Source organism: Pseudomonas sp. G11, assembly GCF_029457515.1.
Classification (GTDB): domain Bacteria; phylum Pseudomonadota; class Gammaproteobacteria; order Pseudomonadales; family Pseudomonadaceae; genus Aquipseudomonas; species Aquipseudomonas gorinensis.
On record NZ_CP120377.1, the window covers coordinates 1,263,054 to 1,288,084 of the forward strand.

Here is a 25,031-nt window from a genome sequence, read left to right on the forward strand (position 1 = left end):
GGAGAGCGCCACGATAAACCTGAAAAGGCTGCGTTATCGTTGACGATCTTCGCGAGCAAGCTCGCTCCTACAAGAGGGTGGGGCTGCTTCAGGCCACGAATTGCTCCGCGTAGTGGCATGCCACCTGACGGTTATCCAACGGCCGCAACAGCGGCTCCTCACTGCTGCAACGCTCGGTCGCGTACGGGCAGCGCTTGTGGAAAGCGCAGCCAGGCGGCGGATTCAGCGGGTTAGGCAGCTCGCCAACGATCTTGATCTTCGGCTTGTTCGGGTCCGGGTGGATGGTCGGGGTGGCCGACAGCAGCGCCTGGGTGTAAGGGTGCAGAGGCCGGGCGTAGATGTCTTCCTTGGGGCCCACTTCCACCGGGCGGCCGAGGTACATCACCATCACGTCATCGGCCACGTGCTGCACCACCGCCAGGTTGTGGGAGATGAACACATAGGCGGTGTTGAATTCCTGCTGCAAATCCATGAACAGGTTGAGCACCTGGGCCTGGATCGATACGTCCAGTGCGGAGGTCGGCTCATCCGCCACCAGCACTTTGGGTTGCAGCATCATGGCGCGGGCCAGGGCGATGCGCTGGCGCTGGCCACCGGAGAACATGTGCGGGTAGCGCTGGTAATGCTCAGGGCGCAGGCCCACCTGCTTCATCATCGCCTGGACTTTTTCGCGACGTTCGGCGGCGGACAGGTGGGTGTTGATCAGCAGCGGCTCGCCCAGTTGATCACCGACCTTCTGGCGGGGGTTCAACGAGGCGTACGGGCTCTGGAACACCATCTGCACGTCTTTGCGCAATTGCTTGCGCTGGGCCTTGTCGGCGCCGGCGACTTCCTGGCCGGCGATTTTCAGGGACCCCGAGGACGGTTCCTCAATCAGCGTCAGCGCGCGGGCCAGGGTGGATTTGCCGCAACCGGATTCGCCCACGACCGCAAGGGTCTTGCCGGCTTCCAGCTCGAACGACACACCATTGAGCGCGCGTACCAGTGCGTGGCCCTTGAACAGGCCACGGGACACTTCGTAGTGACGGGTCAGGTCGCGGGCGGTAAGAACGACGGCCATTACGCCACCTCCTGGTTCAAGGGGTAGAAGCAGCGCGCTAGGCTGTTGGATTTAGGGTCAAGACCTGGGCGGGTCTGGCGGCAGCTTTCCTGCACGTACGGGCAGCGCGGCGACAGCAGGCAACCCTGCGGGCGGTCATAGCGGCCGGGCACGATACCCGGCAGCGTGGCCAGGCGCGTGGCGCCGAGGCTGTGCTCGGGGATCGCCTTGAGCAGCGCTTCGCTGTAGGGGTGTGCCGGGATGTCGAACAGTTGCGGCACCTGGCCGACTTCCACCGCCTGGCCGGCGTACATCACACACACACGCTGGGCGGTTTCCGCCACGACGGCGAGGTCGTGGGTGATCAGCACCAGGCCCATGTTCTGCTCTTTCTGCAACGCCAGCAGCAGGTCCATGATCTGCGCCTGGATGGTCACGTCCAATGCGGTGGTCGGTTCGTCGGCGATCAGCAACTTGGGCTCGCCGGCAATCGCCATGGCGATGGCCACACGCTGGCTCATACCGCCGGACAGTTGGTGCGGGTAGGCGTCCATCCGGCTGGCAGCGCCTGGGATCTCAACCTTTTCCAACAGCTCAATAGCGCGCTTGCGTGCTTGCTTGCCGGACATTTTCAAGTGCAGGCGCAGCACTTCTTCAATCTGGAAACCCACGGTGTAGCTGGGGTTCAGCGCGGTCATCGGGTCCTGGAATACCATTGCCAGGTCTTTGCCGACGATTTGGCGGCGCTGGCGGTTGCTCAGCTTGAGCATGTCCTTGCCGTCGAAGTTCAGGGCGTCGGCAGTGACGATGCCGGGGTGCTCGATCAGGCCCATCAGCGCCATCATGGTCACGGATTTACCCGAGCCAGACTCACCAACGATTGCCAGTACTTCGCCTTTGTCGACACTGATGTCGAGGCCATCGACCACCGGCACGGCGGTCTTGTCGCCGAAGCGCACGTTGAGATTCTTGATTTCTAACAGTGACATGGGAATCTCCTCAGGCGGCGTTCTTGAGTTTCGGGTCCAGCGCATCGCGCAGGCCGTCACCCATCAAGTTGATTGCCAGCACGCTGAGCAAAATGGTCAAGCCAGGCAGGCTCACCACCCACCAGGCGCGTTCGATGTAGTCACGGGCCGAAGCCAGCATGGTGCCCCACTCCGGGGTTGGCGGTTGTACGCCAAGGCCGAGGAAGCCCAGGGCCGCGGCATCGAGGATCGCCGAGGAGAAACTCAGGGTGGCCTGTACGATCAGCGGTGCCATGCAGTTAGGCAGCACGGTGATGAACATCAGGCGTGGCAGGCCGGCACCGGCCAGGCGTGCGGCGGTCACGTAGTCGCGGTTCAGTTCGCCCATCACCGCAGCACGGGTCAGGCGGACATAGGACGGCAAGGACACGATCGCAATGGCGATCACGGTGTTGATCAGGCCAGGGCCGAGGATCGCGACAATGGCAACCGCCAGCAGCAGGGACGGCAGGGCCAGCATGATGTCCATCAGGCGCATGATGGTCGGGCCCAGCAGGCGCGGGAAGAACCCGGCGAACAGACCCAGCAGGATGCCCGGGATCAGCGACATCACCACCGACGACAAGCCGATCAGCAGCGACAGGCGCGAACCCTGGATCAGGCGCGAGAGCAAGTCACGGCCCAGTTCGTCGGTGCCGAGCAGGAACTGGATCTGCCCGCCTTCCAGCCATGACGGCGGGGTCAGCAGGAAGTCGCGGTACTGCTCGCTCGGGTTATGCGGCGCCACCCAAGGGGCGAAGAGCGCGCAGAACACGATCAGCAACATGAACAGCAGGCCGGCGACCGCGCCTTTGTTCTTGGAGAAGGCTTGCCAGAATTCTTTGTACGGGGACGGATACAGCAGGCTTTGATCGACTGCTGACACGGGAGTAGGTGTGGTCATGGTCATGATCTCAGCGCTGGTGACGGATGCGTGGGTTGGCGAAGCCGTAGAGGATATCCACCACGAAGTTCACCAGGATCACCAGGCAGGCGATCAGCAGGATGCCGTTTTGCACCACCGGGTAGTCCCGCGCGCCAATGGCTTCGATCAGCCATTTGCCGATGCCGGGCCACGAGAAGATGGTTTCGGTCAAAACCGCACCGGCCAGCAGGGTGCCGACTTGCAGGCCAACCACGGTCAGCACCGGGATCAGCGCGTTACGCAGGCCGTGGACGAACACCACGCGTGCAGGCGACAGGCCTTTGGCCTTGGCGGTACGGATGTAGTCTTCGCGCAGCACTTCGAGCATCGACGAACGGGTCATCCGCGCGATCACCGCCAAAGGGATGGTGCCGAGCACGATGGCCGGCAGGATCAGGTGGTGCAGCGCATCCCAGAAGGCGTCCGGCTCGTCAGCCAGCAGGGTGTCGATCAGCATGAAGCCGGTGCGCGGCTCGATGTCGTAGAGCAGGTCGATACGCCCGGAAACCGGGGTCCAGCCCAGGCTTACCGAGAAGAACATGATCAGGATCAGGCCCCACCAGAAGATCGGCATCGAATATCCCGCCAGGGAGATGCCCATCACCCCATGGTCGAACAGGGATCCTCGCTTCAGGGCCGCGATCACCCCGGCCAACAGGCCCAGGATGCCGGCGAACAACAGGGCGGCCATGGACAGTTCCAGGGTCGCCGGGAAGAGGGCGGTGAACTCGGTCCACACGCTGGTCCGCGTGCGCAGCGATTCGCCAAGGTCGCCATGGGCGAGCTTGCCCACATAGTCCAGGTATTGCGCATACAGCGGCTTGTTAAGGCCGAGGCGTTCCATTGCCTGTGCGTGCATCTCGGGGTCGACGCGTCGCTCGCCCATCATGACTTCGACGGGGTCGCCGGGGATCATGCGAATCAACGCAAATGTCAGCAACGTGATGCCGAAAAACGTGGGGATCAATAACCCCAATCGGCGGGCAATAAAACTAAACATCTTGTGGTGTACCTCAATCAGCCGGTTAGGCAAGTCCGGCACCGTCAAGGTCGACGGTGCCGAGCGTTTTTCTTATTTACTTCACCTGGGTGGTGGCGAAGTTATTGGTACCTAGAGGGCTTTGGGTAAAGCCTTCTACGTTTTTGCGCATGGCGGTGAACAGTTTCGGGTAAGCCATGGGAAGCCATGGTTGGTCCTTGTCGAAAACGTCCTGTGCCTGTTCATAGAGTGCAGCGCGCTGGGCGGGTTCAGTGAGGGCACGCGCCTTGTCGATCAGGTCCTGAAATTCTTTATTGCACCAACGGGCGTAGTTTTCGCCGTTCTTGGCCGCATCGCAACTCAGGTTGGGCGTAAGGAAGTTATCCGGGTCGCCGTTATCACCTACCCAGCCTGCGGAAACCATGTCGTGCTCACCGGCTTTGGCGCGCTTGAGCATTTCGCCCCACTCCATGACCTTGATGTTGACCTTCAGGCCAACCTGGGCCAGATCCGCCTGCATACGCTGGGCGCCCATCATTGGGTTGGGGTTGGTCGGGCCGCCGTTGGCGCGAGTGAACAGGGTGAACTCGGTACCCTCCGGCACGCCGGCTTCCTTGAGCAGGGCACGAGCCTTGTCCAGGTCACGTGGCGGGTTTTTCAACTTGTCGCTGAAGCCCAGCAGTGTTGGCGGATACGGGCCGGTGCCCACGACTGCGTTACCTTCGCCAAACAGTGCTTTCGTATAGCCGGCCTTGTCGAACGCGATGTTGATCGCGTGGCGTACCCGCGCGTCGCTCATGTATTTGTGGGTGGTGTTCAAGGCAGTGTAGCTGGTGGTCATCGCTGCCAGACCATCGATCTTCAGGTTCGGGTCTTTCTTGATGCTTGGGATGTCATCCGGCTTCGGATACAGCGCGATCTGGCATTCGTTGGCCTTGAGCTTCTGCAGGCGCACGTTGTTGTCGGTGGTGATCGCCAGGATCAGCGGGTCGGCCGGCGGCTTGCCACGGAAGTAGTCCGGGTTGGCCTTGAAACGCACCTGGGCGTCCTTGGCGTAGCGGGTGAAGATGAACGGGCCGGTGCCGATGGGCTTGGCATTGAGGTCATCGGTCTTGCCGGACTTGAGCAACTGGTCGGCGTATTCGGCAGAGTGAATCGAGGAAAACGCCATGGCCAGGTCGGCCAGGAACGGTGCTTCAGGGCGGGTCAGGGTGAAGACCACGGTGTGGTCGTCAGTCTTCTCGACGCTCTTGAGCAGTTCCTTGAAGCCCATGCTTTCGAAGTAGGGGTAGCCCACGTTGGACTTGGTGTGCCACGGGTGTTTCGGGTCCAGTTGGCGCTGGAAGCTCCAAAGCACGTCGTCGGCGTTCAGGTTGCGCGTGGGTTTGAAGTAGTCGGTGGTGTGGAACTTGATGTCGTCACGCAGGTGGAAGGTGTAGGTCAGGCCATCGGCGCTGATCTCCGGCAGGGCCTTGGCCAGTGCGGGAATCACTTCGGTGGTGCCGGGCTTGAAGTCCACCAGGCGGTTGAACATGGTTTCAGCGGCGGCGTCAGCTGTGACGGCGGTGGTGTACAGGACCGGGTCGAAACCTTCCGGGCTGGCTTCGGTGCAGACCACCAGCGGTTTGGCCGAAACGCCGATCGCAACGCTCAACAGCGCAGCGGCAATAGCGGCTTGTAGCGGGAGCATTTTCATTCGGAGCCCTCTGCAATCGATGGGACCAGACAAGCGTAGACGGCGGGCTCGGATTGAGCCCGCCGTCTACCTGGCGCTAATTAAAGGATGTTGAACGGGATGGTGGTGACCAGGCGGAACTCTTTGATGTTGCCATCAGCTTGTTGCGCGCTGGCGCGGTGAGTCACGTAGGTGCCACGGATGGTGGTGGCCTTGAGTGGGCCGCTCTGAATCGCGTAGGACGTGCCAACGCCGTATTCCTGGTGTTTCTCGCCGTCCATCAGGCGCAGGTCGCTACGCGAAGCGCCGGCTTCACCGTAGGCGGTACCGTTGTAGTGAGTACCGTCGATGCCCCAGCCGCGCGCCGAGTAGACGTTGAACTTCAGGCCTGGCACGCCGTATTCGGCCATGTTGATGGCGTAGGCGACCTGGAAGGACTTCTCGTTCGGGCTGTTGAAGTCCGAGGTCAGGGAGTTGGCCAGGTAGATGCCGTTGGTTTCGTGCAGGTAGTCGAAGTACTCGTCACCGTTAACTTCCTGGTACGAGAAGGTCAGGCTGTGAGCCTGGTGGGTCAGCCCCAGGGACAACGAGTAAGTGTCGTTGTCGATGTTGCCCATCTTCTTGCTGCCGGTGTCGGTGGTTTTGTAGTAGTTCAGGCCGGTGGTCAGTGCCAGGGTCTGTGCATCACCCAGTTCGTGGGTAGCGCCGAAGTAGTACTGGTTCCAGAAGTCTTCAACGTTGGCGGCGAACACGCTGGTTTTCAGGCTTTTGAACGGCTGGTAGTTGAAGCCCAGGGTTTTGACCTTGTCGGTTTCCTGGCCATTGCCGTACTCGGAACGGAATTTCGACAGGCTTTGTTCGGTACGCGGCGAAACGCGATCGAAGATGCCGCCCTGGAACGACAGGTTGCTGAACTCTTCACTGTTGAAACTCACACCTTCGAAGCTCGAAGGCAGGGCACGGTTGCCGATAGTGTCGACGATTCCGCTGCTGAAGTTCTGGCGACCGGCGGTCAAGGTGGTGTTCGACACGCGGAACTTGACGTTAGCCAAGCCCAGTTTGCTCCATTGGCCTACTGCATCACCGTCGGAGTCAGCCAGGGTACGGTTGGAACCGCCCTTGATATCACGCTTGCTACGGTCCAGGACTACAGCGTTGTAGGCCGCCACTTCGGTGGCCACGCCCACGGTGCCTTGGGTGAAGCCCGAGGAGTAGTTGAGGATGGTGCCTTGTACCCAGTTCGTGCGGTTGGCGTCAGTGCGTGCCTGACCGTGCTTCTCATAGGTAAAGCGCTGGCCGCGGAATTTCTTCTCGCTGGAGAACCAGTTGCGAGTGGTACCACCCAGGCTTTGACCGTCGATAAAGCCTTTGGCTTCGCTTTGCGCGCTGGTGCCGGCCAGGGTGGTAGGCACGAAGTCCTGGCTCTGAGTGTCCGCATAGGCGGTGGCCGTGATGCTGCTGATGGCCAAGGCCAGAAGCGCTTTGCTGCTCAGTTTCATGGGTGAAGCTCCTTTGGTTCTCTTTTTTATGCCGGTCTTTTTAGGTGAACCGGCTATTGGGTGTGTAACTCGATCAAGCTATTGCAAACGTTTGCTGTAGGAAAATTCCCAAAACAAGGCTGCACGTTTGCGAGAGAGCCAACTTCGCTCTCTGCAAATCCGGTTATTTTTTTAGGGGGTGATACTGACGCCTGAGAACACGTTGCGGCCGAAGGGGCTCACTTTGAAACCTTCGACTTTGGCGCTTAACGGCTGGTTGACCGTCGAGTGGGCGACGGGCGTGATAGGCACCTGCGCTTTAAGCAGTTGCTGCGCCTGTTTGTACAGAACAGTCCTTTGTTCGCGGTCGGTGACGACCTTGGCTTGCTTGATCAGCTTGTCGTACGCCGGGTCACACCACATGGAGTAGTTGTTCCCGCCGATGGCGTCGCAGCTGTAGAGAGTGCCCAGCCAGTTGTCCGGGTCCCCGTTGTCGCCGGTCCAGCCGATCAGGCTGATATCGTGCTCACCGTTCTTGGTGCGCTTGATGTATTCGCCCCACTCGTAGCTGACGATCTTGACCTTGAGGCCGATCTTCGCCCAGTCGCTTTGCAGCATCTCGGCCATCAGCTTGGCGTTGGGGTTGTACGGCCGCTGCACCGGCATCGCCCACAGGGTGATCTCGGTGCCTTCCTTCACGCCGGCGGCCTTGAGCAGTTCCTTGGCTTTTTCCGGGTTGTAGGCGGCGTCCTTGATGCTGTCGTCGTAGGACCACTGGGTCGGCGGCATGGCGTTGACTGCCAATTGCCCCGCGCCCTGGTACACGGCATTGAGGATGCTCTGCTTGTTCACTGCCATGTCCAGCGCCTGGCGCACTTCAAGCTGGTCGAACGGCTTGTGGCGCACGTTGTAGGCGATGTAGCCGAGGTTGAAACCGGGCTTGGTCAGCAGTTTCAGGTTCGGGTCGGCCTTGAGGGCGTCGACATCGGCCGGACGCGGATGCAGGGTGACCTGGCATTCCCCGGCCTTGAGCTTTTGCACGCGCACCGAGGCGTCGGTGTTGATGGCGAAAATCAGTTGGTCCAGCTTGACCTTGCTCGGGTCCCAGTACTGTTTGTTGGCCACAAAGCGGATCTGCGAGTCTTTCTGGTAGCGCTGGAATACAAAGGGCCCAGTGCCGATCGGCTTCTGGTTGATGTCCGGGGCTTTGCCTTCCTTCAACAGTTGGGCGGCGTATTCAGCCGACTGGATCGACGCGAAGCTCATCGCCAGGTTTTGGATAAAAGCGGCGTCCACGGTGCCAAGGGTGAACTTGACGGTGTGGTCATCGATTTTCTCGATGTTCTTGATGTTGGTGTCCATCCCCATGTCCGTGAAGTACGGGAACTCGGTGGGGTAGGCTTTACGGAATGGATCGTCTTTATTGATCATCCGGTTGAAGGTGAACAGTACGTCGTCAGCCGAGAATTCACGAGTGGGCTTGAAGTACGGGGTGGTGTGGAACTTGACGCCTTCGCGCAAATGGAAGGTATACGTCAGGCCATCCGGGGACACGTCCCAGCTGGTGGCCAGGCCAGGAATCACAGCGGTGCCGCCGCGTTCGAACTGGCTCAGGCGGTTGAACATGGTTTCGGCCGAAGCATCGAAGTCTGTTCCGGTGGTGTACTGGCCAGGATCGAAACCGGCCGGGCTCCCTTCGGAGCAGAACACCAGGTTAGTTGCCGCATGGGCAAAGGGGGCGGCGGCCATAAGGCCAGCGCTCACTAATAACGGAAGGACTGCGTGTTTAAGCATGTTGGCCTCATGATTTGTTGTCATTTTTGGTGGTGAGGGCGACCTCGTGAGTCGGCCTGCGGATACTTATGCAGGGGCCATACCCATTGCAAGATGCTGAACGGTTGCAAGCGGCAAAGAGTGGTACGAACGTACACGAATGTCGCAATTATGAAAGTTTTGACACAAATGAGCATGTTTAGAGGGTTTTTTCGGTGCGCAAGACGCACCAAAAAGACCCATATGGCGCGCCTGGCGCACCCGGTTGGGGCGTGGCTGTTACTTATCTAGACTCACGCCGTAGAAAGGCGTCAATCCAAACGGGCTGATCTTGAAGTCTCGCACTTCTTTTCGCAGGGGTTGGAAAACCGTCGAGTTTGCAATAGGCGTTATAGGTACTTGTTCCTTAAGGATTTTTTGTGCCTGCTGATACCACTTTATGCGCTGCTCGCGATCGCTGCTGAGTTTGGCTTGCTGGACAAGTTTGTCGTAGCCCGGGTTACACCATTTGGCGTAGTTGCTGCCCTTGACCGCAGCACAACTGTAGAGCACGCCGAGCCAGTTATCCGGGTCGCCGTTGTCGCCGGTCCAGCCGTAAATCATCGCATCGTGCTCACCATTCTTGGCGCGCTTGATGTATTCGCCCCATTCATAACTGACGATGTTGGCCTTGATGCCGATCTTGTCCCAGTCCTGCTGGATCATTTGCGCCGACATGCGCGCATTCGGGTTGGAAGCCCGTTGCACGGTCATGGCCCACAGGTTGATGGTCGTACCTGGTGCAACCCCTGCTTCTTTTAGTAGCGCCCGAGCCTTGGTCGGATCGTAGGGGGCGTCCTTGATGGTCGGGTCATAAGACCACTGCGCCGGTGGCAAGGCGTTCTGCGCCAATTGTCCGGCGCTTTGGTAAACGGCCTTGATGATCGCGGGTTTGTCGATAGCCATGTCCAGGGCCTGGCGCACCTTGAGCTGGTCCAGCGGCGGGTGGGTCACGTTGTAGGCCAGGAAGCCCAGGTTGAAACCGGCTTGCTGTAGCACGCGCAGGTTGGGGTCCTGTTTCATCACCTCGATGTCGGCGGGGCGCGGATAGCCACTGACCTGGCATTCGCCGGCCTTGAGTTTCTGCAGGCGTGACGCGGCATCCGGGGTGATGGCGAATACCAGGTTGTCGAGCTTCACATCCTCGGGCTTCCAATAGTGCTTGTTGGCCACATAGCGAATCTGCGAGTCCTTCTGGTAGCGCTTGAACACAAACGGCCCGGTGCCTACCGGCTTCTGGTTGATGTCTTCGGCCTTGCCTTCCTTCAGCAATTGAGCCGCGTACTCGGCGGACTGCACCGAGGCGAAACTCATCGCCAGGTTTTGTACGAAGGCGGCGTCGACATTGTTCAGGTTGAAGCGCACGGTGTGCTCGTCGAGTTTGTCGACGCTCTTGATCGTGGTGTTCAGGCCCATGTCGGTGAAGTACGGTGACTCGGAGGGGTAAGCCTTGCGAAACGGGCTGTCGGCGTCCAGCAAGCGGTTGAAGGTGAACAGCACGTCATCGGCGTTGAAGTCGCGGGAAGGCGTGAAGAAATCGGTGGTGTGGAACTTGACGCCATCGCGCAGGTGGAAGGTGTAGGTCAGGCCGTCTTTGGACACCTCCCAACGGGTCGCCAGGCCGGGCTCGACTTCGGTGCCGCCGCGCTTGAACTGGGTCAGGCGGTTGAACACGGTTTCCGCCGAGGCATCAAAATCGGTGCCGCTGGTGTACTGGCTGGGATCGAAACCGGCGGGGCTGGCTTCGGAGCAGTAGACTAACGTGCTGGCGGCCTGTGCCAGCGGCATAAAGGCCAGCAGGCCAGCAGCGAGCAGCAGTGGTTTTAAGGTGATTCTTTCCATGGAGACTCCTGAAGTGGCAGGCATACAAAGTTGCCCAGACAAAAAACGGCGGTCACCGAGGTTACCGCCGTTCAGGCTTTTCAGGTCAGTCGAGAACGTTCTATCGTTATTACCCTACCGACAGTTGCAGGCGGGAATTCGAGGGACCTTCAATTTTGAATCGATCACCTTCTGCCCCGCTGCTCTTGCGGATCTTGAAAGTGCGCGTCGATGAGATGTCCATATCCTTGATGGGCTCGAGCTCAGCGGAGTCTGTATCAGTCAGCTTCCACTTGGCAGAGATCGTGACGTCGGCGTCTCCGGCCGCCGGGTTGTAGTCGATGAGAAAGTGACGGTCACCCGCACTGGTCAAGTAGTTGTCCTTGAGCAGGGGGGGACCCAGCTCCTGCCACGTGGACGCTGCTGCTCCCTGGTGGGCAACTTCGGAAATCCGCGCGCGCAGTTCTGGATCGGGCACTGCTTGTTCAAATTTGGCGAGGTTGTCTCGCAGGAAGCTGTCCTCCAGGTTTGCAGGTGGATTTTCAAAGCTGGCCTTGAGTTTGTTGAAGTCCATTTCAATTTCGTTTGCGCCAACGCGCAGCGTGTAGGGGCTACGGTGCAGGTCTTTGATGAAGTTCGGCGCGTACTCGCCGGCCCCGAACTCTGACGGGATTGCCCTTTCGGAGTCTGACACCGAATACACGCCGTCATTGGCCGCCCAATCGATCTTCAGCCTACGCTTGATCTCGCTACCTTGTTCATAGTGCTCACTGGAAAAAGTGAAGTTGGTTTTTGTGTCGGCATTGACGTACTTGTCAAAGATTTTTGCCCCTGCCATCTGGGTGCCATCTACTTCAACAAACTGACTCGAAACGCTGGGGACTTTGTTCAGGACTTCATCCTGGGTCGGTGCTGGGATCTTTTTTTTCCATGGCCACTCGCGGGCACCTCCTGGGCCGATACCCGGTGCCCACTCACCATCGCCGGTGGAATGCACGGTCATCACCGGCTTGCGGGTTTGTGGGTCGATGATCTGAACGTAGTCGTCGCGCAGTTTGAAGTCGCTTCTGATCTCGTAGACCTTGGGCATACCCGTAGCGTCGGTGTAGCGGATGAACCACCGGTCTACGCCGGAAGCATCTTTAAGCTGATGCATGCCTTTTGCATTTGCCTGCAAGCCTTCAATAACGCGTTCGCCATCCGGGATTGCATAGGCGCTGATATCGGCGGCCTGGGACGGGCGGAGACGGTTGGCAACGTTTTCCTCGGCGCGGGGCTTGATGTCGACGGGCTTTTCCGGGATTTCGCGTGAGGGTGGCGATAGTTCTTCTGCGGCATTCGCTGCGACGACTTCGCCCTCGGCGGCACCGGTGACTAGTTTGCTGGCGCCATGGACGACGCTAGGCAGTGCATTCAGCACACCGAACACAATATGGTCTGCGCCGCCTTGCTTGCCATGCTTGAGGTCGTCGGCGCCAACCCCGGCCTCCACTGCGCCGGCGGCAGCGTAAAACACCTCCAGCCCTATCGCCACTTCTGGCATGACCATGGCCAGCGGGGTCATCATCAAGGCGATTTTGCTGGTGTTCTCCAGCACTTCCAGGAGGGTGGCTTTGGTGACGTCGCCGTCCGTGGTGATCTCGGTTTCGGCGTCGGCGTATGAGCGTTCTTTCTGCCGCTGGGTCATGACCACGAACGGGTCGCCGGACAGTGGTTCGGTGGTGATGAATTGTTGCGGATCGAATTCGTTCAGCCGTTCGAGAGGCCCGGCATCGGGTGCATTTTTTTTGGTCCAGCCGCTGACACCGACCAACGTTTGATTGACGCCTTCGGAGAAGAAACGATCAGCTTGGTCGCGCAAGCGGAAGTGCATCGATAGCGCTTCACGCTTGACCGGGTCGACAGCCTGTTCAGCCAGCCATGTCTTCATCCGGGCGTGGCTGTCGAACGTATGAATCGGCGAGGAGTTTCCCGGGATGTACAGCAACGTACGGTTGATGGGGGTGCCGTCGTCACCCAATTGGGGCTTCTTGTCGGTGATGTAGAGCAAGTCCGTGGACTTGAAGCCGTTGATACTCAACAGCCCTACTTCCACATCGGGGTCTTTGCGGGTGGCGGGGGCCAGATCGTCCAGTTTCAGACGCTCCCAAGTGGTATTCGACGGCAGGCCGGCGGCGCGCATGACCAGGTCGGTATCACTTGCCTTCAAACTGTTGTTCTCAAATTGCCGCAGGGCAGCACCCACCAGGGATGCTTTGCTCATTTGTTCGTATTTGCTTTGATGGGCAGGCCAAAAGCTATTCAGGAAGTCGGTGTAGGGTTTGCTCCGTTCGGTGTTCCACACGATCTCCCGGAAGGCGGCTGGGGTCTCGCGCAGCAGGTTTGTAGCGCCATAAACCTCCCTCTGGCCGGGGGCCGCCCCGACAAAGATGCCTTCGTAGGTCTTCTGCGGCTGCGCCAGCGGGTCAATCTTATTCTCCAGCACCGACAAAGGGTTCAACGGCGCCATCCGGTTGAGCCAGGTGTGCAGGGTCGACCGCTGTTTTTCGGACTCCGTCTGGTGTTCGTCTTTCTTATTGGCGCGCTGTACGTTATGTAACGCGGCTTTGGTCAGCGATATCTTGTTTAAGACTTTGCCACCCCTGGGTTTTGGCTGCTTGGGGTCGTAGTTCAACGTGACAATAAACGTGTTATCAGGATCAATGTCCTTGCGCCACCGTGTTTTCAACTCGGCCTTGATAATTTCAGCGGTACTTTGGCTCGGCGTTTTAAAACCTTCAGTGGCTTTAGCGATGTATTTATCCACCCCTGGGTTATACGGTAGGCCGGGGATCAGTGTTTGGTGATGGTGTTTTCTCCTTGGGCTTTTTTGCCGGGGTGCATGTTCTGTGTTATTGCGGGAAGGCTGGGTGGCGAGCTCTGGTGAGGTGCGAGGCCCATTTGGCATGGATGTCGGAAGAGTGTTTGAGGCAGATGTAATCATTCGGTATCGATCTCCGTAAATTAGCCTCCCTGGCGATTATGTGTTCGATACTTGCGTGGAAAATGATCGTACTGACGTTCCTGCTTTTGGCTTTGTTCTCGTTACACATGGTTGCGGCTGACATCTACTGAAAAGACCTGGCGGCTGATTGCATGACTTCGTCGGATAAAGGCGCGTATTCAGCGTGCGGTAGGGGGGGAGAATGAAGAGGCGTGTAATGCGCCATGTGTTCTGATTTATGAAGTTACGGCTGCACCGATAAAAAAGGCGCGTCCTCAAGGCCGCGCCAGATGCCAATCTGTCAGAGAACGGGTTCGCTACTCAGTGAGTTTTCAGGAACCCATTTGCTTCAGTCAGTACTTTATTGTTGCAGCACTTCGATCACGCCATCGGCGGTCATGCTGACCTGGCTGGTGCCGGCTTCCACTTCAGGGGTAGGGGCCGAATCGGCCAGGGCACCTTTCATCATCATCCCGGCACGGGCGTAAGGCATGGGGTAACCATTGGTGTTGAGGTTCAGGTTGACGATCTTGTAGCCCTTGCCGCCCAGCGCATCGGTGGCCAACTGTGCGCGTGCCTTGAATGCGGTGACCGCTTCCTTGAGCAGCGCATCTTCACTGGACTTGCGCGTGGCGTCGGCGATGGTGAAATCCATGTTTTCCATCTTCAAGGTGTTCAGCAGTTCGCCGGTGAGCTTGGACAGCGCCGGGAAGTCCGCGCTCTCCAAGCGCAACGCGGCGCGTTCACGCCAGCCGGTGATCTTCTGGTTCTTGTTGTCGTAGATCGGGTAGCTGTTGCGGCTGCCCTGGCGCAGGGTCACGCCTTTGACTTCGCGGGCCTGGTCGAGGGCCTTGTTCAGGGTGGTAGTGATTTCGGCAGCGAGCTTGGCCGGGTCGCTGTTCTGGGATTCGGTGTACAGGGTGACGATCATCTTGTCGCGGGCCACCTCCTGGCTGACCTCGGCGCGCAGGGCAATCTGGTTGTAATGCAGCTCATCGGCGGCCATGGCCTGAAGGCTGGCGAGGCTGCCGACGCTGAGGGTAACGATGGCTGCACTGCGAATGAAACGAGACATGGAAGCTCCTTAGGGGGGTCGTATCGGTATGACTGTAGACGGTCACGTTGGGTTCTTCGGGTTTACACATTAGCTACAGGTTGGGGCGCTGCCGACGAACGGTCATTTGCCCGCCCTGCGTCAAAGAGCCACACACGCCGTGTCGGCGGTGCTGCTTCGTTTATACTCCTGCCGATCCGCCTGCAGCGCTCATCGGGAGAGCTCATGCTCGCCGCCGTAAAACTGACTTCCGCCACTCGCCAGAACCTCTGGCGCCTGACGTTCATTCGTACCCTGGTTCTGGCCGCGCAGGCCGGCTCCGTCGGGCTCGCCTATTGGTTCGACCTGCTGCCTCTGCCGTGGCTGCAATTGGGCGTGACCCTGTGCTTTTCCACCGTGCTGTGTGTGTTCACCGCGATCCGGCTGCGCACCACCTGGCCGGTGACCGAACTCGAATACGCGCTGCAACTGGCCTGCGACCTGTTTATCCACAGTGTGTTGCTTTATTTCTCGGGCGGTTCCACCAACCCGTTCGTTTCGTATTACCTGGTGCCACTGACCATCGCCGCCGTGACCTTGCCGTGGCGCTATTCGGTGGTGCTGTCGGGCATCGCGCTGACCCTGTACACGCTGTTGCTGGCGCAGTTCTACCCCTTGCAGACCTTCCCCATTGCACGGGAAAACCTGCAGATCTACGGGATGTGGCTGAGCTTCGCGTTGTCCGCTGCGGTCATCACCTTCTTCGCTGCGCGCATGGCCGAAGAGCTGCGCCGTCAGGAAGAGTTGCGCGCCATCCGCCGCGAAGAGGGCCTGCGCGACCAGCAACTGCTGGCCGTCGCCACCCAGGCCGCGGGTGCCGCCCATGAGCTGGGCACGCCGCTGGCGACCATGAGCGTGCTGCTCAACGAAATGACCCAGGACCATCACGACCCGGCGCTGCAAGAGGATCTCGGCGTACTGCGCGAACAGGTCAAGCAGTGCAAGCAGACCTTGCAGCAACTGGTGCGTGCTGCCGAAGCCAATCGCCGCCTGGCGGTGGAGATGCAGGACGTGACCCAGTGGCTCGACGAAGCCCTGAACCGCTGGCACCTGATGCGCCCCGAAGCCAGTTACCGTTTCCACCTGTTGGGCCAGGGCAGTGTGCCGCGCATGGCGCCGCCGCCGGACTTGACCCAGGCCTTGCTCAACTTGTTGAACAACGCTGCCGATGCCTGCCCCGAGGGCCTGGAAGTGCAACTGGATTGGGATGTGGACGACCTTACGATCAGTATTCGCGACCACGGCGCCGGTGTGCCGCTGGCTATTGCCGAGCAGATCGGCAAACCTTTCTTTACCACCAAGGGCAAAGGCTTCGGCCTCGGCCTGTTTTTGAGCAAGGCCAGCGTGACCCGCGCGGGCGGCTCAGTGAAGCTCTATAGTCATGAGGAAGGTGGCACGCTCACCGAGCTGCGCCTGCCCCGTGTCGCACGAGGAGATATCGATGAGTGACGAGATCCAAGTCGAAGGCGAAGAACTGCCGCATCTGTTGCTGGTAGATGACGACGCCACGTTTACCCGCGTGATGGCACGCGCCATGAGCCGTCGCGGCTTCCGTGTCAGCACCGCAGGCTCCGCCGAAGAAGGCCTGGCCATCGCCCAGGCCGACTTGCCGGACTACGCCGCGCTCGACCTGAAGATGGACGGCGACTCGGGCCTGGTGCTGCTGCCCAAGCTGCTGGAGCTCGACCCGGAAATGCGCGTGGTGATCCTCACCGGTTACTCCAGCATCGCCACCGCCGTCGAGGCGATCAAGCGCGGCGCTTGCAACTACCTGTGCAAACCCGCCGACGCCGACGACGTGCTGGCCGCCTTGCTCTCCGAGCATGCCGACCTCGATACCCTGGTGCCGGAAAACCCCATGTCGGTGGATCGCCTGCAATGGGAGCACATCCAGCGTGTGCTGACCGAGCACGAAGGCAACATCTCCGCCACCGCCCGCGCCCTTGGCATGCACCGCCGCACCCTGCAACGCAAGCTGCAGAAACGTCCGGTACGGCGCTGAACGAAGTCTGAACAATCTGCTTCAGGCTGCACGGCGCCCTGAACCGATCGTCTATGATCGGTTCAAACGCCTGTCATGTTTTTCCTACCGAGCCTGAACAATGAATCAGAACGCTGAGTACTCCGCGGTCAATGACGCGGTGCGTGGGCAGTTTTTCCGCCGAACCTGGGCGATGATCACGCCCTATTGGCGCAGTGAAGAGAAGGGCAAGGCCTGGTTGTTGCTGGCGGTGGTGATTGGCCTGTCGCTGTTCAGCGTGGCGATATCGGTATGGCTCAACCACTGGTACAAAGACTTCTACAACGCCCTGGAAAATAAGGATACCGCCGCCTTCTGGCAACAGATCATCTATTTCTGCGGTATCGCCACGGTGGCGATTCTCGGCGCGGTCTACCGCCTGTACCTGACCCAGATGTTGACCATTCGCTGGCGTGCCTGGCTCACCGAAAAGTATTTCGCGCGTTGGCTCAGCCACAAGAACTACTACCAGTTGGAGCAGGGCGGCTATACCGATAACCCGGACCAGCGGATTTCCGAAGACCTCAACAGCTTCACCTCCAATACCTTGAACCTGGGCCTGGGGCTGCTACGCAATGTGGTCAGCCTGGTGTCGTTCTCCATCATTCTGTGGGGCGTGTCGGGCAGCATTGAAGTGTTCGGTATCACCATCCCCGGCTACATGTTCTGGTGTGCCCTGGTCTACGCCGGAGTCGGCAGTTGGTTGACCCACTTGATCGGTCGACGCTTGATCGGCCTGAGCAACCAGCAACAACGGTTTGAGGCGGACTTGCGTTTCTCCATGGTGCGGGTGCGGGAGAATGCCGAGAGTATCGCCCTGTACAACGGCGAGCCTAACGAAAACCAGCGCTTGAGTGCGCGGTTCGGCAAGGTCTGGCATAACTTCTGGGACATCATGAAAGTGTCCAAGCGCCTGACGTTCTTCACCGCCGGCTATGAGCAGATCGCCACCGTGTTTGCGTTCATTGTGGCTGCACCGCGCTACTTCTCCGGCAAGATCGAGTTGGGCGAGCTGATGCAAATCAACTCGGCGTTCGGCAACGTGCAAGGCAATTTCAGTTGGTTTATCACGGCCTACGCCGACCTGGCCAGCTGGCGTGCGACCAGTGATCGTCTGCTGAGCTTCCAGCAGGCCATGAGCGAGAACGAGCAACGCCCTGCGGCCATCGATGTGCAGCCCCAAGGCGAACGCCTGGTGGTGCAGGGCCTGGGGATGGACCTGGCCGACGGCCGTCATTTGCTCACCGACGCCGACATGACCGTGGAACCGGGCGAGCGGGTGATGCTCAGCGGGCGATCGGGCAGTGGTAAAAGTACCTTGCTGCGTGCGATGGGCCACTTGTGGCCAGCCGGCCATGGCAGCATTCGCCTGCCGGCCAAGCGCTATCTGTTCCTGCCGCAGAAGCCCTACCTGCCGATTGGTACGCTCAAGGATGTGTTGAGTTATCCACAGGACGACAGCGTGTACCCGGCAGAACGTTATGCACAGGTCCTGGAAACCTGCCGCCTGCCGCACCTGGTCGCTCGCCTCGATGAAGCCAACCACTGGCAACGGATGCTCTCGCCGGGCGAGCAACAGCGCTTGGCCTTTGCCCGCGCGTTGTTGTTCGCGCCGCAATGGCTGTACATGGATGAAGCGACTTCGGCCATGGATGAAGAGGATGAAGCCACGTTGTATCAGGCGGTGATCGATGAGCTGCCTGGATTGAGCATCGTCAGCGTCGGCCATCGCAGTAGCCTCAAGCGCTTCCATGGGCGGCATGTGCGGATCGAAGGCGGGTTGTTGCAGGAGCAGCCCGTGTCCTGAGGCAGGGCGCGATCACTGCAGAGCGAGGCCCAACAAAAAGCCCGGCTGATCATCGATCAGCCGGGCTAATGAGATGGTCACCCCCACACCCTGCGAGGGCTACGCTTTCGCAGGGTGTTTTGTTTTTGGAGGCCATCATCATGAGCGAGTCAGCACTGATCGGGATCGATCTCGGCAAACATAATTTCCACCTTCTGGGCCAAGACAAATCGGGCCGCGAGGTGTTTCGCAAAAAGCTCTCGCGAGCGCAGATGATGCGGTTCTTCGGCAACTTGCCGAGCTGCGTCGTGGTAACGGAAGCCTGTGCCGGCTCTCACTTCATCGCCCGTCAGCTTGCGGCGATGGGGCATACGACCAAGTTGATTTCACCGCAGTTTGTCCGCCCTTTCGTCAAGGGCAACAAAAATGACTTTATCGACGCAGAGGCCATTTGCGAGGCGGCTTCCCGTCCGTCCATGCGCTTCGTTACGCCTAAAACCGAGTCTCAGCAAACCCTGTCTGTCCTGCATCGCATGCGCGAGTCGTTGGTGCATGACCGCACCAAGACAGCCAATCAGATGCACGGTTTCCTGCTGGAATTTGGCATCAGCCTGCCCAAAGGCTCAGCCATCATGAAGCGTTTGGCAGCTGTTTTGGCCGAGCATGAGCTGCCTGTGCGGCTGACAGTGCTGTTGCAACGCCTGCACGATCACTTCGTTTACCTGGATGAACAGATCAAGGAACTGGACAAACAACTGGCTTGCCAGCTGGCCGACGATGATCTGGGGAGCCGTTTGCTTAGCATGCCGTGTGTCGGTCCGATCACCGCCAGCCTTCTGGCTGTAGAAATGGGCGATGGCAAGCAATACCGATGCAGTCGCGATTTTGCGGCTTCAGTGGGCTTGGTGCCGCGACAGTACAGCACGGGCGGCAAAGCCAATTTGTTGGGGATCAGCAAGCGGGGTGACAAGCACCTGCGGCAACTGCTGGTGCAATGCTCCAGGGTTTACATGCAGAGGCTGGATCATCAGAAGGGGGCTTTGGCCGACTGGGTGCGAGCGCTGCTGCGCCGACGACACTCGAATGTGGTGGCCTGTGCCCTGGCCAACAAACTGGCGCGTATCGCTTGGGCGATAGCGGCTCACCATGCGCAATATGAAGCAGGGCCAGACGCCTTGAACGCCTGACCCTGCGGTTGTTGCAGTACCACAATTCACCCTTCAGGTTTTGCGATAGCTGAACAACGGATGACGTGAACGGCCTACCGGCCTGGCGAAGATCCTGACATAAAAATCGGCTTCAGAAGCCGACGGGCTTTTAAGGATCGTCAGGCGCGACTCTCATCGTGGCGCTGGGGCAAGCCCCAAACAGACGCCGGATAGATTTAAGCAAGCCAACCACATCGCCCGTTAATCAGTATTGCAAAAATGGGGGGGACCATAGATTTTTTACAGCGCTCGAAAAGGCTTACTTCTTCAAGCCGTAATGCTCATCCAGCATGCCTGGGGCGTTCGGCGTCTTTGGCGCGTAGTCCCGTGGCGGCTCCTGGTTTTCCCGTGGCGGGGTCAGGCGCTCCCGTGGGGTTTGCGGTGCATCGGAATGCAGCGCGGCCAGCAGGCGCTGACGGGTGATGTCGTCGAGTGCCAGGCGGTTGGCGCCATCGGCGAGGTGATCCTGTACTTCCTGGTAGCTCTGGGTGAGCTTCTTGACCAGGGTCGCGGTGGTGTTGAAGTGGGTAACAACCTCGTTCTGATAACTGTCAAAACGTTCCTGGATGTCATCCAACTGACGCTGCGTGCGGTTAGGCGCGGCATTCGGCAGAAGGCGAGCAACCAGGAATCCAATGGCGACACCGGCAACCAGGGCAAGAGTCGGCAACAACCAAACTAAGAGCGAGTGTTCCACGAGTCCTTCCTCTATAAACGGCTTTGCTTTACGTTAACGGCTCGGACCTGCGCTGTATACCGCGATTAAGCTCGCAATGATGCCATGCACAGACTTTTAGCTAGACGAGTCGACCCCTTGAGAGGTCACGGAGTTCATTCCTTGCTCATGCGTGAAACCCCCGTTTTGATCGATGGCCCAGTAGGCCAGTTGGAAGCCTTGTACCTGGATCACCCCGAGCCACGTGGCCTGGCGCTGATCTGCCACCCTAACCCGGTACAGGGTGGGACCATGCTCAATAAAGTCGTATCGACCCTGCAACGCACTGCCCGCGATGCCGGTTTGATTACTTTGCGTTTTAATTACCGTGGCGTGGGTGCCAGCGCCGGCACGCACGATATGGCCACCGGTGAAGTCGATGATGCCGAAGCGGCCGCCGCCTGGCTGCGAGAAAAACACCCGGACCTGCCGATCACCTTGCTTGGGTTTTCTTTCGGTGGTTATGTGGCGGCCAGCCTGGGCGGTCGCCTGGAAGCCAAGGGCGAAAAGCTCGCGCACCTGTTCATGGTCGCCGCGGCAGTGATGCGCTTGCGTGATACTGACGTGTTGCCTCAAGGCTGCCCATTGACCCTGATCCAGCCGGAAACCGACGAAGTGGTCGACCCGCAGACCGTCTACGATTGGTCCGCCGCCCTGAAACGTCCCCATGAGCTGCTGAAAGTGGCAGAATGCGGACACTTTTTTCATGGCAAGCTGACCGATCTCAAGGATCTGGTACTGCCGCGCCTCTCGAATTGATAGCAGTCTGACAAGCGATTACCCATGACGACTCGTACCCGTATCCTCACCGGCATCACCACCACTGGCACGCCGCACCTGGGCAACTACGCCGGTGCGATTCGCCCGGCGATCCTCGCCAGCCAGGACGCCAATGCTGACTCCTTCTACTTCCTGGCCGACTACCACGCCCTGATCAAGTGCGATGACCCGCAGCGAATCCAACGCTCGCGCATGGAAATCGCCGCGACCTGGCTGGCCGGTGGCCTGGACGTGGACCGGGTGACTTTCTATCGCCAGTCCGACATCCCGGAAATCCCCGAGTTGACCTGGCTGCTGACCTGCGTTGCCGCCAAGGGCCTGCTCAATCGCGCCCATGCCTACAAGGCGTCGGTGGACAAGAACGTGGAAACCGGCGAAGACCCGGATGCGGGCATCACCATGGGCCTGTACAGCTACCCGGTGCTGATGGCGGCGGACATCCTGATGTTCAATGCACACAAGGTGCCGGTGGGACGCGACCAGATCCAGCACGTGGAGATGGCGCGCGACATCGGCCAGCGCTTCAACCACCTGTTCGGCAACGGCAAGGAGTTCTTCACCATGCCCGAGGCGTTGATCGAGGAAAGCGTCGCCACGTTGCCGGGCCTGGATGGCCGCAAGATGTCGAAGAGCTACGACAACACCATTCCGTTGTTCACCAGCGCCAAGGACATGAAGGACGCCATTTCGCGGATCGTCACCGACTCCCGCGCGCCCGGCGAAGCCAAGGACCCGGACAACTCGCACTTGTTCACCCTCTACCAGGCGTTTGCCAGCAAGGCCCAGGAAGAAGCGTTCCGCGCTGAACTGCTGCAAGGCCTGGGCTGGGGCGAGGCGAAGAATCGTCTGTTCCAACTGCTGGACGGCCAGTTGGGCGAAGCCCGCGAGCGCTATCACCAGTTGATGGCGCGACCGTCGGATATGGAAGACCTGCTGCTGGTGGGAGCCAAGAAAGCCCGCGCCGTGGCCGCGCCGTTCCTCGCCGAGTTGCGTGAGGCGGTGGGCCTGCGTTCTTTCGTGAACCAGGCCGCGGCACCTGTGAGCACCAAGAAGAAAACGGCGAAAGCCGCGCGTTTCGTCAGCTTCCGTGAAGACGACGGCAGCTTCCGGTTCCGCTTGCTGGCGGCTGATGGCGAGCAGTTGCTGCTGTCGCGCAACTTTGCTGACGGCAAGGCCGCCGGCGCGGTGACCAAACAACTGCAGAGCGGTAACGCGCTGGATATACGCACCGAAGCCCTGGGTTTCAGCGTATGGCTGGACGGCGCTGCAGTGGCCGACAGCGCGTCATTTGCCGACGACGCAGCGCGTGATGCCGCCATCGAAGCCTTGCGCGTCGCGTTGACCCCCCTCGAGGATTAACCCGACCAAGGGTTGATTGCCATTATCCAGGGCCGTCGTTACAGTGACGGCCCGTTTTTGTTGCCTTGCTAACGAAATTATGACGCCCCTAGAACGATATCAAGCTGATCTGAAACGCCCCGAGTTCTTCCACGACGCTGCCCAGGAAACGGCGGTGCGTCATTTGCAGCGCCTGTATGACGACCTGGTCGCGGCCTCGCAAAGCAAGCCTGGGATGCTCAGCAAGCTGTTTGGCAAGAAAGACCGCACGCCGGTCAAGGGCCTGTACTTCTGGGGTGGCGTGGGCCGGGGCAAGACGTACCTGGTGGACACCTTCTTCGAAGCGCTGCCGTTCAAGGAAAAGGTCCGGACGCACTTCCACCGCTTCATGAAGCGCGTGCACGAAGAGATGAAGACCCTGCCGGGCGAAAAAAACCCGCTGACCATCATCGCCAAGCGGTTCTCCGAAGAAGCGCGGGTGATCTGCTTCGACGAGTTCTTCGTCTCCGACATCACCGACGCCATGATCCTTGGCACCCTGATGGAAGAACTGTTCAAGAATGGGGTGACCTTGGTCGCGACGTCGAACATCGTGCCCGACGGTTTGTACAAGGACGGTCTGCAACGCGCGCGGTTCCTGCCGGCCATTGCGCTGATCAAGCAGAACACCGATATCGTCAACGTCGACAGCGGTGTCGACTACCGCCTGCGGCACCTTGAGCAAGCCGAGCTGTTCCACTTCCCGCTGAACGACGCGGCGCACGAAAGCCTGCGCAAAAGCTTCCGAGCCCTCACGCCGGAATGCACCCAGGCGGTGGAAAACGATAAGTTGATCATCGAAAACCGTGAAATCATTGCGCTGCGCACCTGTGACGACGTGGCCTGGTTCGATTTCCGCGAGCTGTGCGACGGCCCGCGCAGCCAGAACGACTACATCGAGCTGGGCAAGATCTTCCATGCGGTGATCCTGAGCGGCGTGGAGCAGATGAGCGTCACCACCGACGACATTGCGCGGCGCTTTATCAACATGGTCGACGAGTTCTATGACCGTAACGTCAAGTTGATCATCTCGGCGGAAGTCGAGCTCAAGGACCTCTACACCGGCGGCCGCTTGAACTTCGAATTCCAGCGCACCTTGAGCCGCTTGCTGGAAATGCAGTCCCACGAGTTCCTGTCGCGGGCGCACAAACCCTAGGACCGACACCGTAAAAAATGTGGGAGGGGGCTTGCCCCCGATAGCGGTCTTTCAGTAACAGATGCACTGACTGATCCACCGCTATCGGGAGCAAGCCCCCTCCCATATTTGCTTACGCAGCCTGTTGGAACTGCTGGCGGTACTGGTTCGGCGACAGCTCGGTGTGCTGCCTGAACAACCGCGCAAAGAAACTCGCGTCGTCGTAACCCACCTCATAACTGATGGTCTTGATGCTCTTGCGGCTGCCCGAGAGCAAGCCCTTGGCGGTCTCGATGCGCAGGCGTTGCAGGTAATGCAGCGGCTTGTCGCCGGTAGCGGTCTGGAAGCGGCGCATGAAGTTGCGGATGCTCATCCCGTGTTCCCGGGCGACGTCCTCGAAGCGGAACTTATCGGCGAAGTGTTCTTCGAGCCAGTGCTGGATCTGCAGGATGATCACGTCCTGGTGCAGTTTCTGCCCGCCGAAACCGATACGCCCCGGCGCATAGCTGCGCTGTACTTCGTAGAGGATGTCCCGGGCCACGGCCTGGGCGATGTTGGCGCCGCAGAAGCGTTCGATCAAATAGATGTAGAGGTCGCAGGCCGAAGTGGTGCCGCCGGCGCAGTAGAGGTTGTCGGCGTCGGTGAGGTGCTTGTCCTGGTTGAGCTGGACCTGGGGGAAGCGTTCGCTGAAGGCATTGAAGAACCGCCAGTAGGTGGTCGCCTCCTTGCCATCGAGCAAACCGGCCTCGGCCAGCCAGAACACTCCAGTGGCCTCGCCGCAAAGTACGGCGCCACGGGTATGTTGTTCGCGCAGCCACGGCAGCACTTGCGGGTAGCGTGTGCACAGGGTGTCGAAGTCATCCCAGAAGGCCGGCAGCACGATGATGTCGGCATCTTCGAGGCCGCCGTCCACCGGCATGATCACATCACTGAAGCTGCGCACCGATTGTCCATCGGGGCTGACCAGGCGTGTTTCAAACCCTGGCGTCAGGCCCAGGCCTTGTTGCTTGCCGTAACGCAGGCTGGCGAGGTGGAAGAAGTCCTTGGCTTGCATGAGGGTTGAAGCGAACACCCGATCAATGGCCAAAATGCTGACGCGCCGCAGGGGCGTGGAGATTTGGTTAGACATAATTTCATTTATTCTTATAGGGGAAAGTGGTCACCAGACGGCTGGATCGTCTTATTTTTTGTCGCATGT

The 25,031-nt window shown here is 59.6% G+C and carries 19 protein-coding genes; 7 read left to right on the forward strand and 12 right to left on the reverse strand.

Going from position 1 to position 25,031, the window contains the following annotated elements; all coding sequences use genetic code 11:
* Positions 1 to 88 precede the first annotated feature (88 nt).
* The 10 genes from P2T68_RS05690 to P2T68_RS05735 all read right to left on the reverse strand — a co-directional run bounded on the left by P2T68_RS05690 (position 89) and on the right by P2T68_RS05735 (position 14,794).
* On the reverse strand, positions 89 to 1,060 hold the full coding sequence (locus tag P2T68_RS05690) for a peptide ABC transporter ATP-binding protein (protein WP_102624186.1): 972 nt from the start codon (positions 1,058 to 1,060) through the stop codon (positions 89 to 91).
* Positions 1,060 to 2,028: an ABC transporter ATP-binding protein gene (locus tag P2T68_RS05695; protein ID WP_024073411.1), complete on the reverse strand. Its 969-nt coding sequence runs from the start codon at positions 2,026 to 2,028 to the stop codon at positions 1,060 to 1,062. Before P2T68_RS05695 ends, P2T68_RS05690 begins: the two co-directional genes overlap by 1 nt.
* Positions 2,029 to 2,038: 10 nt before the next feature.
* The gene (locus tag P2T68_RS05700) at positions 2,039 to 2,950 is read right to left on the reverse strand and encodes an ABC transporter permease subunit (RefSeq protein ID WP_026139829.1); all 912 of its coding nucleotides are present in this window, start codon (positions 2,948 to 2,950) and stop codon (positions 2,039 to 2,041) included.
* Between the two features lie 10 nt (positions 2,951 to 2,960).
* Positions 2,961 to 3,971 (reverse strand): ABC transporter permease subunit, encoded by a 1,011-nt coding sequence (locus tag P2T68_RS05705; protein ID WP_003215992.1) that lies wholly within the window; start codon positions 3,969 to 3,971, stop codon positions 2,961 to 2,963.
* Between the two features lie 76 nt (positions 3,972 to 4,047).
* On the reverse strand, positions 4,048 to 5,646 hold the full coding sequence (locus P2T68_RS05710; protein ID WP_024073413.1) for an ABC transporter substrate-binding protein: 1,599 nt from the start codon (positions 5,644 to 5,646) through the stop codon (positions 4,048 to 4,050).
* 80 nt (positions 5,647 to 5,726) lie between these two features.
* On the reverse strand, positions 5,727 to 7,124 hold the full coding sequence (locus P2T68_RS05715; protein WP_024073414.1) for an OprD family outer membrane porin: 1,398 nt from the start codon (positions 7,122 to 7,124) through the stop codon (positions 5,727 to 5,729).
* Between the two features lie 171 nt (positions 7,125 to 7,295).
* Entirely contained in the window at positions 7,296 to 8,897 is a 1,602-nt protein-coding gene (locus P2T68_RS05720) for an ABC transporter substrate-binding protein (RefSeq protein ID WP_277379142.1), read from the reverse strand.
* 258 nt (positions 8,898 to 9,155) lie between these two features.
* A complete protein-coding gene (locus P2T68_RS05725) occupies positions 9,156 to 10,757 on the reverse strand; it encodes an ABC transporter substrate-binding protein (protein ID WP_277379143.1) in 1,602 nt (533 codons plus the stop codon).
* Between the two features lie 109 nt (positions 10,758 to 10,866).
* Positions 10,867 to 13,542 (reverse strand): DUF6543 domain-containing protein, encoded by a 2,676-nt coding sequence (locus P2T68_RS05730; protein ID WP_277379144.1) that lies wholly within the window; start codon positions 13,540 to 13,542, stop codon positions 10,867 to 10,869.
* 538 nt (positions 13,543 to 14,080) lie between these two features.
* Complete coding sequence (locus P2T68_RS05735) at positions 14,081 to 14,794, reverse strand: SIMPL domain-containing protein (RefSeq protein ID WP_024073419.1); 714 nt, start codon at positions 14,792 to 14,794, stop codon at positions 14,081 to 14,083.
* A 204-nt stretch (positions 14,795 to 14,998) separates the two neighbouring features.
* Here P2T68_RS05735 and P2T68_RS05740 point away from each other — a divergent pair, with 204 nt between their 5' ends.
* The 4 genes from P2T68_RS05740 to P2T68_RS05755 all read left to right on the forward strand — a co-directional run bounded on the left by P2T68_RS05740 (position 14,999) and on the right by P2T68_RS05755 (position 19,805).
* Complete coding sequence (locus P2T68_RS05740; protein ID WP_024073420.1) at positions 14,999 to 16,261, forward strand: ATP-binding protein; 1,263 nt, start codon at positions 14,999 to 15,001, stop codon at positions 16,259 to 16,261.
* Positions 16,254 to 16,814 carry a response regulator transcription factor gene (locus tag P2T68_RS05745; protein WP_010565532.1) on the forward strand — a complete coding sequence of 187 codons (561 nt, stop codon included), beginning with the start codon at positions 16,254 to 16,256 and terminating at the stop codon, positions 16,812 to 16,814. Before P2T68_RS05740 ends, P2T68_RS05745 begins: the two co-directional genes overlap by 8 nt.
* 100 nt (positions 16,815 to 16,914) lie before the next feature.
* Complete coding sequence (locus P2T68_RS05750) at positions 16,915 to 18,639, forward strand: ABC transporter ATP-binding protein/permease (protein WP_024073421.1); 1,725 nt, start codon at positions 16,915 to 16,917, stop codon at positions 18,637 to 18,639.
* A 140-nt stretch (positions 18,640 to 18,779) separates the two neighbouring features.
* On the forward strand, positions 18,780 to 19,805 hold the full coding sequence (locus P2T68_RS05755; RefSeq protein WP_024074122.1) for an IS110 family transposase: 1,026 nt from the start codon (positions 18,780 to 18,782) through the stop codon (positions 19,803 to 19,805).
* Between the two features lie 280 nt (positions 19,806 to 20,085).
* Here the strand turns inward: P2T68_RS05755 and P2T68_RS05760 are convergent, their stop codons facing one another.
* A complete protein-coding gene (locus P2T68_RS05760; protein ID WP_010568046.1) occupies positions 20,086 to 20,523 on the reverse strand; it encodes a DUF1043 family protein in 438 nt (145 codons plus the stop codon).
* A gap of 147 nt (positions 20,524 to 20,670) precedes the next feature.
* On the opposite strand from P2T68_RS05760, the gene P2T68_RS05765 reads away from it, so the two are divergent.
* From P2T68_RS05765 to zapE, 3 genes are all read left to right on the forward strand, one after another.
* A complete protein-coding gene (locus P2T68_RS05765; RefSeq protein WP_069075248.1) occupies positions 20,671 to 21,300 on the forward strand; it encodes an alpha/beta fold hydrolase in 630 nt (209 codons plus the stop codon).
* Between the two features lie 24 nt (positions 21,301 to 21,324).
* A complete protein-coding gene (locus P2T68_RS05770; RefSeq protein ID WP_102624981.1) occupies positions 21,325 to 22,680 on the forward strand; it encodes a tryptophan--tRNA ligase in 1,356 nt (451 codons plus the stop codon).
* 79 nt (positions 22,681 to 22,759) lie between these two features.
* Positions 22,760 to 23,854, forward strand: a complete 1,095-nt coding sequence (gene zapE, locus P2T68_RS05775; protein ID WP_024073425.1) for a cell division protein ZapE — start codon at positions 22,760 to 22,762, stop codon at positions 23,852 to 23,854.
* A gap of 112 nt (positions 23,855 to 23,966) precedes the next feature.
* On the opposite strand, the gene P2T68_RS05780 is transcribed toward zapE, so the two are convergent.
* Complete coding sequence (locus tag P2T68_RS05780; protein ID WP_172831371.1) at positions 23,967 to 24,887, reverse strand: GlxA family transcriptional regulator; 921 nt, start codon at positions 24,885 to 24,887, stop codon at positions 23,967 to 23,969.
* Positions 24,888 to 25,031: the final 144 nt, after the last annotated feature.

Excerpts from the sequence above, each read along its gene's own strand:
- P2T68_RS05770 (WP_102624981.1), top strand. The coding sequence starts at position 21,325 with ATGACGACTCGTACCCGTATCCTCACCGGCATCACCACCACTGGCACG.
- P2T68_RS05780 (WP_172831371.1), bottom strand. The coding sequence starts at position 24,887 with ATGCAAGCCAAGGACTTCTTCCACCTCGCCAGCCTGCGTTACGGCAAG.
- P2T68_RS05715 (WP_024073414.1), bottom strand. The coding sequence starts at position 7,124 with ATGAAACTGAGCAGCAAAGCGCTTCTGGCCTTGGCCATCAGCAGCATC.
- P2T68_RS05700 (WP_026139829.1), bottom strand. The coding sequence starts at position 2,950 with ATGACCACACCTACTCCCGTGTCAGCAGTCGATCAAAGCCTGCTGTAT.
- P2T68_RS05710 (WP_024073413.1), bottom strand. The coding sequence starts at position 5,646 with ATGAAAATGCTCCCGCTACAAGCCGCTATTGCCGCTGCGCTGTTGAGC.
- P2T68_RS05720 (WP_277379142.1), bottom strand. The coding sequence starts at position 8,897 with ATGCTTAAACACGCAGTCCTTCCGTTATTAGTGAGCGCTGGCCTTATG.
- P2T68_RS05765 (WP_069075248.1), top strand. The coding sequence starts at position 20,671 with ATGCGTGAAACCCCCGTTTTGATCGATGGCCCAGTAGGCCAGTTGGAA.
- P2T68_RS05740 (WP_024073420.1), top strand. The coding sequence starts at position 14,999 with ATGCTCGCCGCCGTAAAACTGACTTCCGCCACTCGCCAGAACCTCTGG.
- zapE (WP_024073425.1), top strand. The coding sequence starts at position 22,760 with ATGACGCCCCTAGAACGATATCAAGCTGATCTGAAACGCCCCGAGTTC.
- P2T68_RS05755 (WP_024074122.1), top strand. The coding sequence starts at position 18,780 with ATGAGCGAGTCAGCACTGATCGGGATCGATCTCGGCAAACATAATTTC.
- P2T68_RS05725 (WP_277379143.1), bottom strand. The coding sequence starts at position 10,757 with ATGGAAAGAATCACCTTAAAACCACTGCTGCTCGCTGCTGGCCTGCTG.
- P2T68_RS05735 (WP_024073419.1), bottom strand. The coding sequence starts at position 14,794 with ATGTCTCGTTTCATTCGCAGTGCAGCCATCGTTACCCTCAGCGTCGGC.
- P2T68_RS05750 (WP_024073421.1), top strand. The coding sequence starts at position 16,915 with ATGAATCAGAACGCTGAGTACTCCGCGGTCAATGACGCGGTGCGTGGG.
- P2T68_RS05690 (WP_102624186.1), bottom strand. The coding sequence starts at position 1,060 with ATGGCCGTCGTTCTTACCGCCCGCGACCTGACCCGTCACTACGAAGTG.
- P2T68_RS05705 (WP_003215992.1), bottom strand. The coding sequence starts at position 3,971 with ATGTTTAGTTTTATTGCCCGCCGATTGGGGTTATTGATCCCCACGTTT.
- P2T68_RS05745 (WP_010565532.1), top strand. The coding sequence starts at position 16,254 with ATGAGTGACGAGATCCAAGTCGAAGGCGAAGAACTGCCGCATCTGTTG.
- P2T68_RS05695 (WP_024073411.1), bottom strand. The coding sequence starts at position 2,028 with ATGTCACTGTTAGAAATCAAGAATCTCAACGTGCGCTTCGGCGACAAG.